The following is a 15938-nucleotide window of genomic DNA, read 5'->3' on the forward strand; positions in this document are numbered from 1 at the left end:
TGATTTTCTGATATGCCAAACCGGTCGGGCTTTCCCGACCGGTTTGCTTTTGAAGGATATTTTCTGTGACGACTGCCAACACCGCCCTCATCGTCCTTGATGTGCAAAAGGCCTTCGACGATCCGAAATGGGCCTCCAAAAACAATCCCGGCTATGTCGATACGATCCTCCGCTTGCTTACGGCCTTTCGCGCCGCAAACCTGCCGGTGATCCATATCCGCCATGACGAACCCGACCCGGCATCGACCTATCATGTCAACGGGCCGGGCAACACCTTCAAACCCGAAACCGGCCCCCTGCCCGGCGAAACCGTGATTGCCAAGACGGTCAATTGCGCCTTTGTCGGCACGGCACTGGAAAAACATCTGCGCGACAATGGCATTACCCGCCTGATCTTTACCGGCGTTGTCATCCACAATTCGATGGATGCCTCGATCCGGGTCGCCCATTGTCTGGGGTTTGAGGTCATCCTGCCGCTGGATGCCACCACGGCGATTGACGTCACCGGTACCAAGGGCGTCCGTCACGATGCACAAACCGTGTTTGACCTGTTTGCCGCGGTTCTGGGATCGGAATATTGTGAAATCGTTTCGTCGGATGCCATTCTTGCCAGAATATCGCCGTGATATTGCCGACAATCAAAAATAAACTACATCCCATCCTCGCGTGTTATAAGTCGTCTCTCATAAAAAACACAGCAAACACAGGAGATTTTACATGCCAATGAACCGTATTCTGGGCGCCGTTATTCTTGTTGTCGGGCTGGTTCTTCTGGCCTTTGGCTATAACGCATCGGAATCCGCCGTCGAACAACTTTCAGACACGTTCATGGGTCGCTATACCGACGAAACCATGTGGTATCTGGTGGTTGGTGCGGCGGCGACGGTAGGCGGTGGCCTGCTGTTTATTTTTGGCGGCCGCAAATAATCTGTAAAATAATCTGCATCCACAAGGATGAAACCGGCGACACAAATCCGTATATTATCAGGATGAAAACTGATCCATACTGATTTGTCCTTCGATAACGGTTTCAACCTTGTGGAGCGCTCCCATGTCCCAACCTGCCCGTCGTCTGTCAGACAAGATCATTCTTGCCCATCGTCAGGCGGTGGCGGAGCGCAAGGCCGAAGTCGCCGACTTGCTGATTCAGGCGCTTGAACTTGATGCTTCCTATATCGGCGGCCCGGCCACCGAACATCGCGATGATGTCGGCGATATCGAGGCGGCCTTTGAACTGCATGCCCGGTTCAAGGACGAACACGACATCGCCCTTTAGGTCACGACACGGCAGCAATTCCATTCATAAACACGCCAACCAGATGCGCGATATGCGCGTGCGGTGAACTGTCATGCTCGGTAGCAAGCGAGATTGCGACCGCAACACATATCAGATCGTTAAAGCTGATATCCGGTCGAACAGCCCCGGCATTCTGCGCACGCGCCAGTAATCGGGCCCCTTCCCCGGTCGTTGCGAGACATCCGGCCGTTCCAATCTGGAGAACCGTGCCGAGCGACGCCGCAAACCCCCGATAAAGATTCGAATATTGCACGAGTTCTTCAAGATAGGTGCGCAAGGCGTCCAGAGGGTCAAGATCGGCTGCTCTGGACCGGCTTGTCTCCGCAAAAGACAGGAACCGGGCGCTGTATGTCGCGGCCAAAAGAGCCTCGCGCGTAGGAAAGCGGCGATATAGCGTCCCGATCCCGACCCCGGCACGTTTTGCCACCTCGTCCAGAGAGGCACCGGCCCCTCGCTCCAGAAAGACTTCCTCGGCTGCGGCAAGGATTCGCTCCTTGTTCAGCTGCGCATCGGCACGCAATGGGGTTTCGTCGACCAAAATAATCCGCCTCACTTTGACTTGCAAGTGGAGGATACCTCCATATAATAAGTGGAGCAATTCTCCACTTATTAACAAAGAGAGCAGATAACATGACGAAACGATTCGAAAACAAGGTCGTGGTGATCACGGGCGGAACGGACGGCATCGGTTTGACAACCGCCAGATCGTTCGCAGCCGAAGGTGCCCATGTTTACGTCACAGGCCGGCGGCAAGACCGTCTGGACGAGGCGCTCAGGGAAATCGGCAACGGCGCCATTGGTGTTCAGGGCGATGTCAGCAATCTTGCCGACATCGACAGGCTGTACGCGCAAATAAAGCGCGATCACCGCCGTGTGGACGTGGTATTCGCAAATGCCGGTGTGTCGGAATCCGCCCCCATTGGCAGCATCGAAGAAGACCATTTTGACCGCGTCTTTAACATCAACGTCAAAGGCATGGTCTTCACCGTGCAAAAGGCCCTACCCCTGATGTCCGATGGCGGCGCTGTGGTGTTGGCGGGATCGGGTGCCGGCAGCAAGGGCTTTGCCAATCTGTCTATCTATAGCGCCACCAAGGCGGCGATCCGCTCGTTTGCACGAACATGGACGACCGATCTGAAAAGCCGGGGCATTCGTGTGAACGTCGTTTCACCCGGTATGGTCCTGACACCCGCGATGCAGACCTATCTGCAAAACAATACCGGTGCAGAAGAATGGATGCAGCAAGCCATTCCGTTCGGCAGACTGGCCCGGACCGAAGAAATTGCCAAGACGGTGCTGTTTCTGGCATCGGACGAAAGCAGCTTCATAGGCGGCGAGGAACTGCTTGTCGATGGCGGCTTCGTCGCGGTCTGAAAACATGGCGCAAGGCATCCGTCTTGCGACGTCACGAAAATTTCTAGGCAATTTCGCGGCGAAACACCGGCGCAAAGTCGGAGTTTCGCCGCCCTGCCCGGATGATCACGATGTGATGCGGCGCGGCCCGAGAACCGGCCCTCCTATCCACTTTGCGCAACGACTATCCACTTAATGTCAGAAAACGACTTTCGCCTGCCTGTCACGGCGGGTTTGGCCTTGATACCAGTCAACTTACCAGCAAACTTGCACTCAGCCGCATGATGTCGGTTGCCAACGATGACACCCAATTTATGAAATTGATTTTTAATCATGCACTGATATCTCGCGTCCGGGTAAATTATATTGTTTATAAATCAACCTATGCAGCCATCCCTGTTTTCGGCAACCAGGAGATAAAAGACCAGGCAGGGGGAAAGGGGGCTGAGGGGACATATATGGGCACATCTCTTTTCAGGAGACCCGTCGTGCTGGGCATGGCACTGGCGGGCACGGTATCGACATTTTCCGCTGAAGCTTTTGCCAAAAGTGCGGGTTGTACGCAGTGGACGTTCAACGGAAATTCAAACGGCGTAAGCGGTTCGAACCTGGCGTTCGAGGTGAACGAAACGGCATCCATCAGCCTCACCGAAAACAACGGCACCGCGGACACTTACACCTTCACCTATACAGACATCGCCAACGGCAACCAGACAATCACCCGTAACGGAACGATCAATATCGGCGGTATGGTAAATGAAACCATCACCATACCGCGAAATACAACCAGCGGTCGGTTGAATTTGGTGATTAACACCGGCGGCCAGACTGCGGTGACATTGTCATGCAACGAAGCGGTAGAACCCAGCCCCGAAACCGAAACACCAGAGAGCAGCGAATCCACAACATCTTCGACCGTCATCTCATCTGTGTCGCGGTCCCAGACGACCGTGATCGCACAGAATATCGGCGCACGAATTTCCGCCGTTAGCACCCCGGCTGGCACCGCAACGGGCGGATCGACCGGCATCGGCAGTGGCAGCACCGGAACCAGCGACAACGATGATGCAAATGCCAACCTTGTCGATGATCCGGCTTATCACCGCCACACCACCAGCCTGACCAAAGATGATAACGGCTTGCGCCGTATCGCCATGATGGGCAGTTTCGACAGTTCAACCGGCGAAGGCATGCACATGCTGGGCCTTGGCCCGACAGATCAGGGCAATACCGGCGGTGCCAGTGGTGTTGACGGTCGCTCCGCTTTTGCGACGGCATCTCCCTTCACGGTTTGGGGGCACGGGTCGTATACGTCGGTCGATAACGACTATGTCAGAGGTGCCAATGACAATCGCTATGACGGTGATGTCTGGGGCTACAATGTCGGACTGGATTACAGGTTTGCCGAAAGCCTGACGGCGGGTCTGTCCCTCGGATATAACGATACCGACCTTACCACGTCCTTTAATGACGGTTCCTATCAGGAAAAGGGATGGGTTGTTTCACCCTATGCGATCTACGCCCCCATCAGGGGGCTGATCATTTCCGGTCAGGCCGGTTTTGGCATGGGCGACATTGATGTGACGCGCGATAACAATGCGGTGTCGGGCAAGACCGATTCAGACATGTGGTATGCCGCCGTCAACACGTCCTATCGGGTCAGCCCGATAGAAACCCTGTCGGCGGTATCTTTCACCCCGTCACTGGCCTTTATTGCGGCCCGCAAAACGGTTGATGGCTACACCGAAAGCGACAACACCGTCGTTGCCGAAACAACCTCGAACACCCGTCAGATCAAACCGGCCATCGAAGCCGCCTATGATTTCGCACCGACCCAAAACCTGACCATCTCGCCCTTCCTTGAAGCCGGCCTGATTTACGATTTCACCGATGAAATCAACAATGACAAAACCGCGTTCAATATTGGGGGCGGTGTACGCCTGTCTGACAGCCTCACGGGGCTGAATGCCGCCCTTGAAGGCAATTATCTTGCCAGTCGTTCGGACTATAGCGAATATACCATTGGCAGCACGATCATTTACGGTTTTGAACTTGCAGGCGATGACGGGCGTTCAATCGGGATCGTCACACCATTTTTCGCCAGCAACCTCAACGAATATGGCAATCAACGCATCCGTGCCGGCTTGGGTTTTGATACCGGCCCCCTCAAAAGCACACTTGCCCTCAATCACATGATGTCGGTCGCCAATGATGACGATGACACCGACACCAGTACGATCGAAATCCGTGTATCGATGCCTTTCTGATAACAGCCCCGATACAATGAACAAGCCCCCGGTCACAGATCGGGGGTTTTGCATTTGGCCAGACATCCCGTCTGATCAATTGTTTATCGGCGGGAACAACTTACCCAAAGCCGCGTTGTGATTTCAGTTACACCGGTTCCGGTTTCCGGGATACGCGCAAATCCAAACAAAATAACAGGAGCCCCCATGCCCATCAGTCGTCTTGCAGGCATCGTCATTTGTATCATCGGCATTGCCCTTTTGATCGTTGGCTTCAACGCATCCGACAGTGCCGCCGATCAGTTGTCCGAAACCTTCCTTGGCCGTTACACCGATGAAACCGTCTGGTATCTGGTGGGCGGTGCGGCGGCGGCCATCGGGGGGCTCATCCTGATGATGTTTGGGGCCAAGGCCCGCTAAATTTCCGCGATCTGTGTGTTGCCATTGTTTCCCCAACCCGCCCTTTCGCGGACAATGGCAACACACTGTTGACGAACCATGACTGGTCAGGGGGACGAAACAGGCACATATTCACACTCAATATTGTTTGAATGTCGAGGTGCCCCACCATGACCAGCCCGGTTTCTACCGCACAGCACGGCAATCTTGCGCCGATCTTCATCTCGCATGGCTCGCCGATGCTGGTTGCCCGCCAAAGCACCCCGGCCTTTGATTTCTTTGCCACCGAACTGGGAACCGAACTTGACGGTGCCCGCGCCATCCTGATGGTATCGGCCCATTGGCAAACCGCCACCCCGACCATCTCCACCGCCGCGCGACCCGAAACCATCCATGATTTTTACGGCTTCCCCAAACCGCTTTATGACCTGCGTTATGATGTTGCGGGCGATCCGGAACTGGCCGCCGACATCGCCAATCTGATCGGCGCTGCGACCGATGCCACCCGCGGGCTGGATCACGGGGCATGGATGCCGATGATTCTGGCCCGTCCCGCCGCCGATATTCCGGTGTTTCAGCTGTCCATGCTGGCGCAGGGCACCCCGGCCGATCATTATACGCTGGGCCAAAAACTGCGCAATTTGCGCGATAGGGGCGTTCTGGTAATCGGCAGCGGGGCCATGACCCATAATCTGCACCTGCTGGACCAGCATGACGGCCCGCATGTCGTGGACTGGGCCCGCGATTTCAGCAACTGGATGATCGATCATGCCTCGGCGCGGGATATTGACAGTTTGCTTGATTATCGCGCCCGTGCGCCCCACGCCGTGCGCGCCCACCCCGAAGACGATCATCTGATGCCGTTTTTTGTCGCGCTGGGTGCTGCCGATGCCAATTATGACGGTCATATCCTGCATGACAGCTACGAATTTGGCACTCTGGCCATGACTGCCCTGCGCTTTGCCACCCCCGCCGGGGCGGAAAGTTAACGTCGTTAATTTTCGACCGGCTTGTCGCCACGGTGCAACCAGATACCGCGCACCTGAAGTTCGACCAGTTCGCGCAGGGTGGCGCACATGTCCTCGCTGTCAAAATTGCCCGAACTCATATGGTCGTGAATGGTGAATAAAAACAGCGCCATGATGGTTTTGAAAACCAGCACCGGGTCAAGATCCGGGTCAATTTCACCATTCAGCTGTGCTTCTTCAATAATCGCCCGGGTGGCGGCGATCAGGCCGCTATTGGCCATCACCTGATGCACCGCCCCCTTGCGCGGGGAAAAGGCAATCTGGCTCATCAATACCCGCCACATTTCCGGCTGCAAACACACCTGTTCAAACCGGCAGGCGGCAACATGCATCAGTTTGTCCGGCAAAGACCATTCCGGGTCCATGGTATGCAGGGCGCGTTCGATCACGGCGGCCATCTGATCGCCGACACAGGTCACCAGCAATTCTTCCTTGGTCGGAAAATGCGCAAAAACCGTGCCTTCGGCCACCCCGGCCCGCTGGGCGATCTCGCGGGTGGATGTCGCATCGAACCCGGCCGATCCAAAACAGTGCCGGGCGGCTTCCAGAATTTTTTCGCGGGTTTCCTCGCGGCGCTGCGAACGGATATTCATCGGATTCCCCTTAAATGAGCACACTCATTGAGTAAACTCATTTATCTGCAATCATGTCCCCCGTCAAGCGGTCGGTATTTTGCGCCGCTGCCGGTGATCGCGCAACGCCATCAGGCTGTGCAGCGCAAGGGTGGCAATCACAATCCCCCCGGCAATAAAGGTCACCGCGGTTGGCACTTCGCCAATAAAAATCCACACCAGGATCGATCCGAAAATCGCCTCGGCCAGCATGATCAGCCCGACCTCGGCGGCGGGAATATGTTTTGCCCCGCGTGAAATCAGGGTGAATGACAATGGCAACACCAGACAGCCCAGCAACAGCAACCAGACGAAATCCAGCCCGGCAATCGCGGCTGGATGGGACATTGGCGCGACCACGGCGGTTGCCAGAAATGCCCCGGCCATCATCGCCCGCACACTGTCGATATGGATTTTGACGCCCAGTACATTGAAATAACAGGCCAGACACACCGCCGTTCCCAGCGCCAGCAAATCCCCCTTCATATTGACCCCGCCCAGCCCCTGCCCGACAATCACCGCCAGCGAGACAAACACCACAATCGAGGCAATCCAGGTACGCAGCGCCTGTTGGCGCCGAAACAAAAACACCCCGATCAGCCCGGCAATCAGCGGCGTCGCCGCAATAATCACCAGCGTATTGGCCACATCGGTATTTTTGATCGACAGGATGAAACACAGGCTGGTGCCGCCATAAAATGCCCCGGCCAGCATGTCATCGCGTGTCGGCATCACCGCATGGCGCAAGGATTGCCGCCGCCGCACCCCGCGCCACACCGCCGCCAGCAACAGGGTCAACCCCAATAACAGCAACCGCCAAAAGGCCGTCGTCATCTCATCGGCCCCGATCAGCCGCACCAGCAAGGCATCGGGGCTCAGGATCGTCACCCCGGCCAGAACGAACCAGCCGCCATGCCATCCTGTTTGTGCCTTTGCCCCGTCGGTCATTGCCCCGTCCTGTTGTTTCCCCGTCATGATGTTGTTTGTGCGACAGTTTTACCCAAACCACAAATCATCATTGCTGATGCGCTCTATTAGCCCTGCTTATGTCGCTTTTTGCCTGCCGGGCGTTAAAGAAACGGTTTCGTTTGCCGCCTTTCACCGATAAGCTGCGCAGCACATTTCGCCCCCAAAGGAGACACACCATGTCTGGAAAAATCGAAACCCGCCTTGCCGACCTTGGCATCACCCTGCCCGCCGCCAATGCCCCGGTCGCCAATTATGTGCCCTATGTGCAATCGGGCAATCTGGTGCATGTTTCCGGCCAGATCACCATGGAAAATGGCGAATTGAAATTTGTCGGCAAGCTCGGCCGCGATTATGACGTGGAACAGGGCCAAAAGGCCGCCCGCCTCTGCGCGCTCAATCTGATTGCGCAATTGCGTGCCGCGATTGGCGACCTTGATAACGTCACCCGCGTTGTCAAACTCAACGCCTTTGTCAATTCCATGCCCGATTTCACCGATCAGCCCAAGGTGGTCAATGGCGCATCGGACACCATGGTCGAAATTTTCGGCGATGCTGGCAAACATGCCCGTGCCGCTGTCGGCGTGGCGTCGCTGCCGCTGGGTGTGGCCGTGGAAATCGACGGAATTTTTGAAATCGCCTGATCGCACCCGACACAACCCGCAACAATCCCCAAAAGCCGGGCCCATCGCCCGGCTTTTTCATGCGCAAAGGGTGCGGCACAAAAAGCCGATCAGACCGGCATTAAAAACAGTCTCGCCCGGCAATAACAGGCCCGCTCAATGTCTGCCGGAAATGGCGTTCAGCCCGACAACACCGCCAATAATCATCACCAGAAACAGCGCTTTTAAGGCACTTGCCGGTTCCTTGAACACCAGAATGCCAATCACCGCCACCACCGCCGTCCCCAGCCCGGACCACACCGCATAGGCCGTACTGATCGGCATGACGCGCAAGGTCAGGGCCAGAACCCAGAAACTCAACCCGTAAAGCGTCAGGCTCAGCACGGTAAAGCGCCAGTCGCTGAATCCGTTGGAAAATTTAAGCGACGTTGTCGCGCACACCTCAAGCGTGATCGCGCCCAACAGATAAATCCACGCCGTCATGGCCGTCATTGTCATGTTTCCTGCTTTGCAAACCCGGCATCCTACCCGTAATTATCCGGGGCAATGCAACTGATCGGCCTTGCAGGCAAGTGAAATTTTCAAGACGCCCCCGCCCGATGATGAACGGGCCAGGCAAATCGGGCGGCAAAGCCGTTGCGTACAAATCCATATCAAGGCACATTGCCCCAAAGCAGACAGGCAGGAAACCATATCATGATCACCACCGACATTCTGATAGCAGGCGGCGGCATTGCCGGCATGAGTGCGGCGGCACGGCTGGCCGCCGATGGTCATGAGATCATTCTGGTTGACCCCGCCCCCGCCAGCCCGGATCACAATGCCGCCAACCACCCCGATCTGCGCACCACCGCCTTTTTACAGCCGGGCATTGCCACCCTGACCCGTGCCGGGGCGTGGCAGGCGATGCAGGATAACGGCGCGATGTTGCGCGTCATGCGGATCATTGATGCGGGCGGGGCCGAACGCACCCCGCGTCAGACCGCCGATTTTGACGGCATCGAAACCGGTCACGGTCATTTCGGCTGGAACATTACCAACCGGACGGCCCGCACCGCCTTGCTGGCCCGGCTGGCCGGATTGCCCAATGTGCAATTCCTTCAGGGGGTTGCGGTGACCGGCATGGCACCCGGCACAGATACCGCCACCGTCACCCTGTCGGATCAGCAAACCATCGCCACCCGGCTGGTCATTGCCGCCGATGGCCGCGATTCGGCCCTGCGCGACATGGCCGGAATCACGCATCGCCGCTGGCAATATGATCAGTCCGCCCTTGTCTTTGCCGTCACCCATGATCGGCCGCACGACAATATTTCCACCGAAATCCACCGCACCGGCGGGCCATTGACCCTTGTGCCGATGCCCGATCACAATGGCAAACCCTGCTCGTCCGTGGTCTGGATGACCCCGGCCCGGCGGGCCGACACATTGTTTGCGATGGATGATGCCACCCTGTCGCAAACCCTGATGGATGAAACAATGGGCCTGTTTGGCACGCTTGCGGTCACAGGGGGCCGTGCCGTCTGGCCGATGATCTCGCAAATCGCCGCCCGCCTGACCGGCCCGCGCCTTGCCCTGATTGCCGAGGCCGCCCATGTCGTCCCGCCAATTGGCGCACAAGGATTGAATATGAGCCTGCATGACATCGAAACCCTGGCCGGGCTTTTGGCCACCGCCCGCAATGACGGCGACGATATCGGTGCGGCCCGTTTGCTGACCCGCTATCACCGCCGCAATTTCCCGCGCATGGTGGCGCGGGTCGGCGGCATTGATATCCTGAACCGCGCGGCGATGGCCGAACCCCGCCCGCTGCGCGATTTGCGCTGTCTTGGCCTGACCGCACTCAACAAAATCGCCCCGCTCCGCAAACTGGCAATCCGGGCCGGGATTGGCGAATAATCACGCCCCACAAAGAAGGTTTTTTCCGTCACCCCCGCGAACATGGCAATCTTCGCCATATAAATTGACATGATTTGCCACAGGCACTAGCCTGATCCTCGCAAAGGAGCATGCCATGGCAACGATGAATGTGTCCCTGCCCGATCAGATGAAAACATGGGTCGAAAGCAGAACAACCAGCGGCGATTACAGCAATGCCAGCGATTATGTCCGCGATCTGATCCGCAAGGATCAGGAACGCCAGACCGCCATCGCCACCCTGCAAGCCGCCATTGACGAGGGCCTGCAAAGCGGCATTGCTGAAAATTTTGACGCGACCGACTTCAAGCTGCGCATGCGCGAGCGCCATGTCGTCCGCTAGGTCTGCCGGTTATCAACTGACACACAAGGCAATTGCCGATCTGGACGACATATGGCGTTACAGCGCGGAAACATGGTCTGTCGCCCAGGCCGACCGATTCATTGACGATCTTGTGCATTTGTTTGATATCCTCGCCGATATGCCAACGATGGCGCGCGAACGCCCGGAATTCTCCCCGCCGGTCCGCCTTCATCCCTTTGGCTCATCGCTGATCGTCTATCGCGTTGATCCCGATCACATCACTATCCTGCGCCTTTTGGGCGGTTCGCAAAACTGGCAGGACATCCTGCATGCGATTGACAGATAAGCAGGCCGGGCCGCATCCTCACACAACCCGCGCCGGATTCCCCACCACCGTCACCCCCGGCGGCACATCCTTTGTCACCACCGCCCCGGCACCGACAATTGCATCATCGCCAATATGGATCCCGGCCAAAATCACCGCCGCCCCGCCGATCCAGACATTCTTGCCAATCGTCACCGGTTTGGCGATTTCAAGGCCGCCTTTGCGCAAATCCGCATCCTTGTGATGCTGCGCACAATAGATTTGCACATGCGGGCCCAACATCGTGCCATCGCCAATCATGACCGGCGCGCTGTCAAGGATCACACATCCGGTATTGATAAACACCCCCGCCCCCAGCGTGATATGAATACCGTAAGAACAATGAAACGGCGCCTCGATCCGCGCATCATCGGCACAGGCCGCAAACAGGGCACGCAATGTCGCGCCGATATTGCCGCGCCGGTCGGGGTGGGTGGTGCTGTGGTCAAATGCGGCGGCGCGGGCAGCACTGCGCAATTTTTCAAGTTCCGGGTCAAGGCAGCAATACCATTCCCCCACCGCCATTTTGTCGCGTTCCGTCCGGTGCATCTTTCCCCCGCCCTGTTTGGGTTTCTGATGCCAGAATGCCCGATACGGCGGGGGAAAGGAAAGCCGTTATTCCACAATCAGCCGGTAATTGGGCGTCGGGTTTAACGGACAGGAATAAACATATTCACCGGGCGTCAGGGTGACGGCGTAATCCTTTGTCTTGCCCTGACGCAGCCCACCGCCAGACACCGAAATCTTCTGGTTCAAAATCTTGTCGGTCCAGTCATAGTCAACATCGCGGATCCAAAAGCCCAGCTCATAGGGCACATTTTCATTGGCAACGCGAAAAATGAAATCCCCGGCACTGACCCGCATGACATTCGATTGCGCCAGCCGTTGCGCCCCGCTGTCGCCATTGATGGTTTCACAATCGGCTTTCTTGCGGGTTTCATAACCATGATCCTTGCCTTCGGGTTCCAGAAACTGACACCCGGTTTGCGTCAGTTCAATCACCTGCGGGGCGGCATGGGCAGTGGCGGGCATCATTGCCGCAGCCAGAACCCCGGCACATCCGGCCAGCCCGGCCATCCGCCATCTCCGCAACACGGTCTTTTCCATCCTCTTGCTCTCCTGATGCAGCGCCCCGCCCTCCCTGTGACGGGGGGCAAGGCAGGTTATCGATCTGCACAGTCTGGCCGCCTGACCGCCAAATCGGAAATCAAGACCACATCACACTACAGCGAGCCACCCGCGAGCAAATAACCCCTCAGACGATCAGATTGCCGTTTTCATCAAAAAACGGATAAGGCCCGTCAAAATGTCCGATATAACTGGTATGGGTCATCAACCCCTGTTGCGGCGACCAGAAATGCAAATGCATCGCCGGGGGTTCCATGATAAAGGCCGACGGCCCGTCGGGCCGCACATCCAGTGCCACCTGATGCGCCACCGATGGCCCGATGCTGATCGGCACCCCCTGCCACACACAATGAATGGCCCGGTGGACATGGCCGCAAATCAGGCCGATCACCCCATCCGATTTGCGCAGCAACCCGCCCAGTTCATCGGCACCGTCGCCAAGATTTTGCACATCCATATGACGAATGCCGGTCAAAACCGGCGGATGATGCATGAAAATCAGCCGCGGCCTGTCGGTCGCAATCGCCAGTTCATGGCGGAGCCAGTCCAGCCGTGCGGCGCACAATTTCCCGCCCGGCATGCCTTCGTCAAGGGTATCAAGGCCAATCAGGCGCACCGGGAAATCATCAATCACATATTGCAAAAACGGCTGGTCCGCTGTCACCGGAATCGCCTGTGGAAAGGCGGTGCGTAACGGTTCCCGCCGGTCATGGTTTCCCGGCACCATGTAATAGGGAATGGTCAGGCCGCGCAAAATGTCGCGCACCAGCCCATATTCTTCTGCCGTTCCCAAATCGCCAATATCGCCGGTAAACAAAACAATATCGGGCCGGGGATCAAGCGCCATGACATGGCGCACGGCATTTTCCAGTGCCCCGGCGGTATCCACCTTGCGATAGGCCAGACGACGACCTGCACCGATATGCAGGTCGGTTATTTGTGCAATCAACATTCCGGAAACTTTCCTTCAGGCCCTGCGCGGGAAAATCATCAATTTGTCGCGATCAATACGCAGATGCACGGCTTCGCCAATCCGCACATCGCGCTCTGCATCCGCATCCACCGTCATCAGGGCATCGCCAATCCCCGCCACCGACAGGCGGGTGCGGTCCCCCAGATAGGCGGCACTTTCGACAATCCCGGAAAAATGGGCGTCGTGCTGTTCGCTCAGGGCCATCGTATCGGGCCGGAAAAACACATCGACATCCCCCGGCGCCATGCCGTCCCCGCCCTGCGGTTCCAACGCCACCCGGAATTCCCCGACATGCAATGTCCCTTGCGCAAAGGTTGCGGGCAGGCAATTGGTCGTGCCGATAAACCCGGCAACAAAGGCATTTTGCGGATGACCATAAATGTCGCGCGGGGTGCCGATCTGGGCGATACGGCCCTTTTGCATCACCACAATCCGGTCGCCCAACGCCATCGCTTCTTCCTGATCATGGGTGACGTAAATCGCCGTAATCCCCAATTGACGCAAAAGCGAATTGATTTCGGTGCGCAGCCGTGTGCGCAATTTCGCATCCAGTGCCGTCAACGGTTCGTCCAGCAACAACACACGCGGTTCCACCGCAATGGCCCGCGCCAGCGCCACCCGTTGCCGCTGTCCGCCCGAAAGCTGGTCAATCCGGCGATGGGCCAGATTGTCGATATGCATCATTTCCAGCATCCGCATGACGCGCCTGTCGCGGTCATCGCGGTTGATTTTCAACACTTTCAATCCATAGGCAACATTCTGGGCTACCGTCATATTGGGAAACAGCGCATAGGACTGAAACACCATGCCCACCCGCCGGTCTTCAATCGGCAAACGGGTCACATCATCGCGATCAAACAGGATCTGCCCCCCGGCATCGGGATATTCCAGCCCGGCAATCAGCCGCAAGGCCGTGGTCTTGCCACATCCCGACGGCCCCAGCAGGACAATCGTTTCCCCGCCCTCAATCGTCAGGTCAAACGGTTCAAGCGCCTGCGTGCCATCGGCAAAGGTTTTGGCGCAATGGCGCAATTCAATACGGGTTTTTTGAGTCATGACATATCCTTGTCATCGGTTACGGTCTTGCGCGGATCGGGTTTCTGCCAGTTGGCCAGAACCTGCATCGCAATCAGCAACGGCATGATCAGCACAAAGAAAATCAGGGTATAGGCACTGCCGATTTCCAGCCGCATCGAGGCATAGGAATCGGCAAGCCCGACCGGCAGGGTTTTGGTCAATGGTGTATGCAGCATCCAGGTCAGGTTGAATTCCCCGATGGATAACGTCACCACCATCAACGATCCGGCCAGAATGCCGGGCCGGGCATTGGGCAGGATCACGGTGAAAAACCGCCGCCAGAACCGCGCCCCAAGGCTCGCCGCCCCTTCTTCAAGGGCACGCAGATCAATCGCCGACAAAATCGCCGAAACCGACCGCACCATGAATGGCAGGGTAAACAGCACATGCCCGGTCAGAATAAACAGCGGACTGGTCCGATATCCGGGAAACCCGCCATACGTGATCAGCAAGGCCAGCGCCAGCGCCAACCCCGGTATTGCCACCGGCAGGGTCAGCAATTCCTCGAACAGGCGTGACAGCCTGCCCGGACAACGCACCAATACATAAGCCAGCGGCACCCCCACCACCAGCGTCACCGCCAGACAGGCCAGCGCCAGCCAGACCGACAATAAAATACTGTCCGAATACAGCATCCAGACTTCGCCGACCCAGCGCAATGTCAGGCCGGATTTCAGCCCCTGAAACACATTGACCGTCACCCCGGCCAGCATCGACATCACAATCGGCACCAGAATGAACAGGCATAACAACAAAGTCAGGACAAGCTGCGCGTAAAAGCCCCGGCTGCGCGGGGTGGTGTTTTTCACCGTCATGTCGAAATCCCCGCCGATGGCCCGGCAATGGTTCGTACCGCCGCCAGACACGCCCATGTCATCAATCCCAACGCAATGCTGAGCGATGCCGCAACCGCCGTATTGGCGTTCAAGGTAAATTCGGTATAGATCACCATCGGCAACACATTGATTTCGGTCGCCAGTGTAAAGGCCGTCCCGAACGCCCCCATCGCGGTGGCAAAACAGATCGCCCCCGATGAAATCAGGCCGGGCATCAGGCCGGGCAAAATCACATCGCGCACCACCCGCCATCCCGGCGCGCCCAGCGACCGGGCCGCTTCTTCCAGTGCGATATCGAGTTTTTCCGCCGACGCCATCACCGCCAGAATCACCCGGGGAATGGAAAAATACAGATAGCCGACAAACAAACCGGCAATGTTATAGGCAAAAACCCAGCGTTCCCCGGTCAGGGCATTGGAAATTTCGGCCAGAACCCCCTGCCGCCCGGCCAGCATGATCACCATAAATCCGACAACCACCCCCGGAAAAGACAGCGGCAAGGTCAACAGCGCCTTGACGATGCTGCGTCCCGCAAACCGGTTGCGCACCAGAAAAAGCCCGGAAACGCAGCACAGCACAAGGGCGACCACGGTCACACCGGCCGACATCGCCAGGGTCTGGATCAGACTGCCCAGATAACGCGGATTGGTCAGAATGATAAAATAGGTGGCAAGCCCGTCCGGCCCGTCGGCCACCGCCAGCGCCACCCGCGCCAAAGGCAACAGGAAAAACGCCACGACCACCATCACACCGGGCACCGCCAGCATCGTCAGGATCAGACGATCCGGCCCGGCTGTTATCTTCGGCAAGAAAGGG

General features: G+C 57.4%; 21 protein-coding genes. 11 read left to right on the plus strand and 10 right to left on the minus strand.

What is annotated here, in order from left to right; all coding sequences use genetic code 11:
• Positions 1-65 precede the first annotated feature (65 nt).
• The 3 genes from Q8O73_RS02855 to Q8O73_RS02865 all read left to right on the plus strand — a co-directional run bounded on the left by Q8O73_RS02855 (position 66) and on the right by Q8O73_RS02865 (position 1276).
• Positions 66-626, plus strand: coding sequence for an isochorismatase family protein (locus tag Q8O73_RS02855; RefSeq protein ID WP_305554644.1), 561 nt, complete (start codon positions 66-68; stop codon positions 624-626).
• A 91-nt stretch (positions 627-717) separates the two neighbouring features.
• Entirely contained in the window at positions 718-927 is a 210-nt protein-coding gene (locus tag Q8O73_RS02860; RefSeq protein ID WP_305554647.1) for a DUF3185 family protein, read from the plus strand.
• 124 nt (positions 928-1051) lie between these two features.
• Complete coding sequence (locus tag Q8O73_RS02865; protein ID WP_305554650.1) at positions 1052-1276, plus strand: hypothetical protein; 225 nt, start codon at positions 1052-1054, stop codon at positions 1274-1276.
• Between the two features lies 1 nt (position 1277).
• Here Q8O73_RS02865 and Q8O73_RS02870 read toward each other — a convergent pair whose 3' ends face one another.
• Complete coding sequence (locus tag Q8O73_RS02870) at positions 1278-1835, minus strand: TetR/AcrR family transcriptional regulator (protein ID WP_305554653.1); 558 nt, start codon at positions 1833-1835, stop codon at positions 1278-1280.
• Between the two features lie 92 nt (positions 1836-1927).
• Here Q8O73_RS02870 and Q8O73_RS02875 point away from each other — a divergent pair, with 92 nt between their 5' ends.
• The 4 genes from Q8O73_RS02875 to Q8O73_RS02890 all read left to right on the plus strand — a co-directional run bounded on the left by Q8O73_RS02875 (position 1928) and on the right by Q8O73_RS02890 (position 6284).
• Positions 1928-2671 (plus strand): SDR family NAD(P)-dependent oxidoreductase, encoded by a 744-nt coding sequence (locus Q8O73_RS02875; protein ID WP_305554656.1) that lies wholly within the window; start codon positions 1928-1930, stop codon positions 2669-2671.
• Between the two features lie 437 nt (positions 2672-3108).
• Positions 3109-4917: an autotransporter outer membrane beta-barrel domain-containing protein gene (locus tag Q8O73_RS02880; protein WP_305554659.1), complete on the plus strand. Its 1809-nt coding sequence runs from the start codon at positions 3109-3111 to the stop codon at positions 4915-4917.
• Positions 4918-5103: 186 nt separating this feature from the next.
• A complete protein-coding gene (locus tag Q8O73_RS02885) occupies positions 5104-5316 on the plus strand; it encodes a DUF3185 family protein (protein WP_305554662.1) in 213 nt (70 codons plus the stop codon).
• A gap of 149 nt (positions 5317-5465) precedes the next feature.
• Entirely contained in the window at positions 5466-6284 is an 819-nt protein-coding gene (locus Q8O73_RS02890) for a class III extradiol ring-cleavage dioxygenase (RefSeq protein WP_305554665.1), read from the plus strand.
• Between the two features lie 5 nt (positions 6285-6289).
• On the opposite strand, the gene Q8O73_RS02895 is transcribed toward Q8O73_RS02890, so the two are convergent.
• Together Q8O73_RS02895 and Q8O73_RS02900 are read right to left on the minus strand one after the other, a co-directional pair.
• A complete protein-coding gene (locus tag Q8O73_RS02895; RefSeq protein WP_305554668.1) occupies positions 6290-6916 on the minus strand; it encodes a TetR/AcrR family transcriptional regulator in 627 nt (208 codons plus the stop codon).
• A 63-nt stretch (positions 6917-6979) separates the two neighbouring features.
• Positions 6980-7882: a DMT family transporter gene (locus Q8O73_RS02900; protein ID WP_305554671.1), complete on the minus strand. Its 903-nt coding sequence runs from the start codon at positions 7880-7882 to the stop codon at positions 6980-6982.
• Positions 7883-8079: 197 nt separating this feature from the next.
• Here Q8O73_RS02900 and Q8O73_RS02905 point away from each other — a divergent pair, with 197 nt between their 5' ends.
• A complete protein-coding gene (locus Q8O73_RS02905) occupies positions 8080-8544 on the plus strand; it encodes a RidA family protein (protein ID WP_305554674.1) in 465 nt (154 codons plus the stop codon).
• A 135-nt stretch (positions 8545-8679) separates the two neighbouring features.
• Here Q8O73_RS02905 and Q8O73_RS02910 read toward each other — a convergent pair whose 3' ends face one another.
• Positions 8680-9015, minus strand: coding sequence for a multidrug efflux SMR transporter (locus Q8O73_RS02910; RefSeq protein WP_305554677.1), 336 nt, complete (start codon positions 9013-9015; stop codon positions 8680-8682).
• A 204-nt stretch (positions 9016-9219) separates the two neighbouring features.
• Here Q8O73_RS02910 and Q8O73_RS02915 point away from each other — a divergent pair, with 204 nt between their 5' ends.
• From Q8O73_RS02915 to Q8O73_RS02925, 3 genes are all read left to right on the plus strand, one after another.
• Positions 9220-10422, plus strand: a complete 1203-nt coding sequence (locus tag Q8O73_RS02915; protein ID WP_305554680.1) for an FAD-dependent monooxygenase — start codon at positions 9220-9222, stop codon at positions 10420-10422.
• A gap of 115 nt (positions 10423-10537) precedes the next feature.
• Complete coding sequence (locus Q8O73_RS02920; RefSeq protein WP_305554683.1) at positions 10538-10783, plus strand: type II toxin-antitoxin system ParD family antitoxin; 246 nt, start codon at positions 10538-10540, stop codon at positions 10781-10783.
• The gene (locus tag Q8O73_RS02925) at positions 10770-11090 is read left to right on the plus strand and encodes a type II toxin-antitoxin system RelE/ParE family toxin (protein WP_305554686.1); all 321 of its coding nucleotides are present in this window, start codon (positions 10770-10772) and stop codon (positions 11088-11090) included. The genes Q8O73_RS02920 and Q8O73_RS02925 overlap by 14 nt, the downstream gene beginning before the upstream one ends.
• A gap of 18 nt (positions 11091-11108) precedes the next feature.
• Here the strand turns inward: Q8O73_RS02925 and Q8O73_RS02930 are convergent, their stop codons facing one another.
• The 6 genes from Q8O73_RS02930 to Q8O73_RS02955 form a co-directional block, all read right to left on the minus strand.
• Positions 11109-11657 carry a sugar O-acetyltransferase gene (locus Q8O73_RS02930; protein ID WP_305554689.1) on the minus strand — a complete coding sequence of 183 codons (549 nt, stop codon included), beginning with the start codon at positions 11655-11657 and terminating at the stop codon, positions 11109-11111.
• Between the two features lie 66 nt (positions 11658-11723).
• Complete coding sequence (locus Q8O73_RS02935; protein ID WP_305554692.1) at positions 11724-12215, minus strand: hypothetical protein; 492 nt, start codon at positions 12213-12215, stop codon at positions 11724-11726.
• A gap of 148 nt (positions 12216-12363) precedes the next feature.
• A complete protein-coding gene (locus Q8O73_RS02940) occupies positions 12364-13188 on the minus strand; it encodes a phosphodiesterase (RefSeq protein ID WP_305554695.1) in 825 nt (274 codons plus the stop codon).
• 15 nt (positions 13189-13203) lie between these two features.
• Positions 13204-14265, minus strand: coding sequence for an ABC transporter ATP-binding protein (locus Q8O73_RS02945; RefSeq protein WP_305554698.1), 1062 nt, complete (start codon positions 14263-14265; stop codon positions 13204-13206).
• On the minus strand, positions 14262-15158 hold the full coding sequence (locus tag Q8O73_RS02950) for an ABC transporter permease (RefSeq protein WP_371135030.1): 897 nt from the start codon (positions 15156-15158) through the stop codon (positions 14262-14264). Before Q8O73_RS02950 ends, Q8O73_RS02945 begins: the two co-directional genes overlap by 4 nt.
• The gene (locus Q8O73_RS02955; RefSeq protein WP_371135031.1) at positions 15098-15931 is read right to left on the minus strand and encodes an ABC transporter permease; all 834 of its coding nucleotides are present in this window, start codon (positions 15929-15931) and stop codon (positions 15098-15100) included. The genes Q8O73_RS02950 and Q8O73_RS02955 overlap by 61 nt, the downstream gene beginning before the upstream one ends.
• Positions 15932-15938 lie beyond the last annotated feature (7 nt).

Origin of the sequence: Thalassospira sp., assembly GCF_030690045.1 — a bacterium.
GTDB lineage: Bacteria > Pseudomonadota > Alphaproteobacteria > Rhodospirillales > Thalassospiraceae > Thalassospira.

Excerpts from the sequence above, each read along its gene's own strand:
- Q8O73_RS02860 (WP_305554647.1), top strand. The coding sequence starts at position 718 with ATGCCAATGAACCGTATTCTGGGCGCCGTTATTCTTGTTGTCGGGCTG.
- Q8O73_RS02865 (WP_305554650.1), top strand. The coding sequence starts at position 1,052 with ATGTCCCAACCTGCCCGTCGTCTGTCAGACAAGATCATTCTTGCCCAT.
- Q8O73_RS02875 (WP_305554656.1), top strand. The coding sequence starts at position 1,928 with ATGACGAAACGATTCGAAAACAAGGTCGTGGTGATCACGGGCGGAACG.
- Q8O73_RS02880 (WP_305554659.1), top strand. The coding sequence starts at position 3,109 with ATGGGCACATCTCTTTTCAGGAGACCCGTCGTGCTGGGCATGGCACTG.
- Q8O73_RS02885 (WP_305554662.1), top strand. The coding sequence starts at position 5,104 with ATGCCCATCAGTCGTCTTGCAGGCATCGTCATTTGTATCATCGGCATT.
- Q8O73_RS02890 (WP_305554665.1), top strand. The coding sequence starts at position 5,466 with ATGACCAGCCCGGTTTCTACCGCACAGCACGGCAATCTTGCGCCGATC.
- Q8O73_RS02895 (WP_305554668.1), bottom strand. The coding sequence starts at position 6,916 with ATGAATATCCGTTCGCAGCGCCGCGAGGAAACCCGCGAAAAAATTCTG.
- Q8O73_RS02900 (WP_305554671.1), bottom strand. The coding sequence starts at position 7,882 with ATGACCGACGGGGCAAAGGCACAAACAGGATGGCATGGCGGCTGGTTC.
- Q8O73_RS02905 (WP_305554674.1), top strand. The coding sequence starts at position 8,080 with ATGTCTGGAAAAATCGAAACCCGCCTTGCCGACCTTGGCATCACCCTG.
- Q8O73_RS02910 (WP_305554677.1), bottom strand. The coding sequence starts at position 9,015 with ATGACGGCCATGACGGCGTGGATTTATCTGTTGGGCGCGATCACGCTT.
- Q8O73_RS02915 (WP_305554680.1), top strand. The coding sequence starts at position 9,220 with ATGATCACCACCGACATTCTGATAGCAGGCGGCGGCATTGCCGGCATG.
- Q8O73_RS02920 (WP_305554683.1), top strand. The coding sequence starts at position 10,538 with ATGGCAACGATGAATGTGTCCCTGCCCGATCAGATGAAAACATGGGTC.
- Q8O73_RS02925 (WP_305554686.1), top strand. The coding sequence starts at position 10,770 with ATGTCGTCCGCTAGGTCTGCCGGTTATCAACTGACACACAAGGCAATT.
- Q8O73_RS02930 (WP_305554689.1), bottom strand. The coding sequence starts at position 11,657 with ATGCACCGGACGGAACGCGACAAAATGGCGGTGGGGGAATGGTATTGC.
- Q8O73_RS02935 (WP_305554692.1), bottom strand. The coding sequence starts at position 12,215 with ATGGAAAAGACCGTGTTGCGGAGATGGCGGATGGCCGGGCTGGCCGGA.
- Q8O73_RS02940 (WP_305554695.1), bottom strand. The coding sequence starts at position 13,188 with ATGTTGATTGCACAAATAACCGACCTGCATATCGGTGCAGGTCGTCGT.
- Q8O73_RS02945 (WP_305554698.1), bottom strand. The coding sequence starts at position 14,265 with ATGACTCAAAAAACCCGTATTGAATTGCGCCATTGCGCCAAAACCTTT.
- Q8O73_RS02950 (WP_371135030.1), bottom strand. The coding sequence starts at position 15,158 with ATGGGCGTGTCTGGCGGCGGTACGAACCATTGCCGGGCCATCGGCGGG.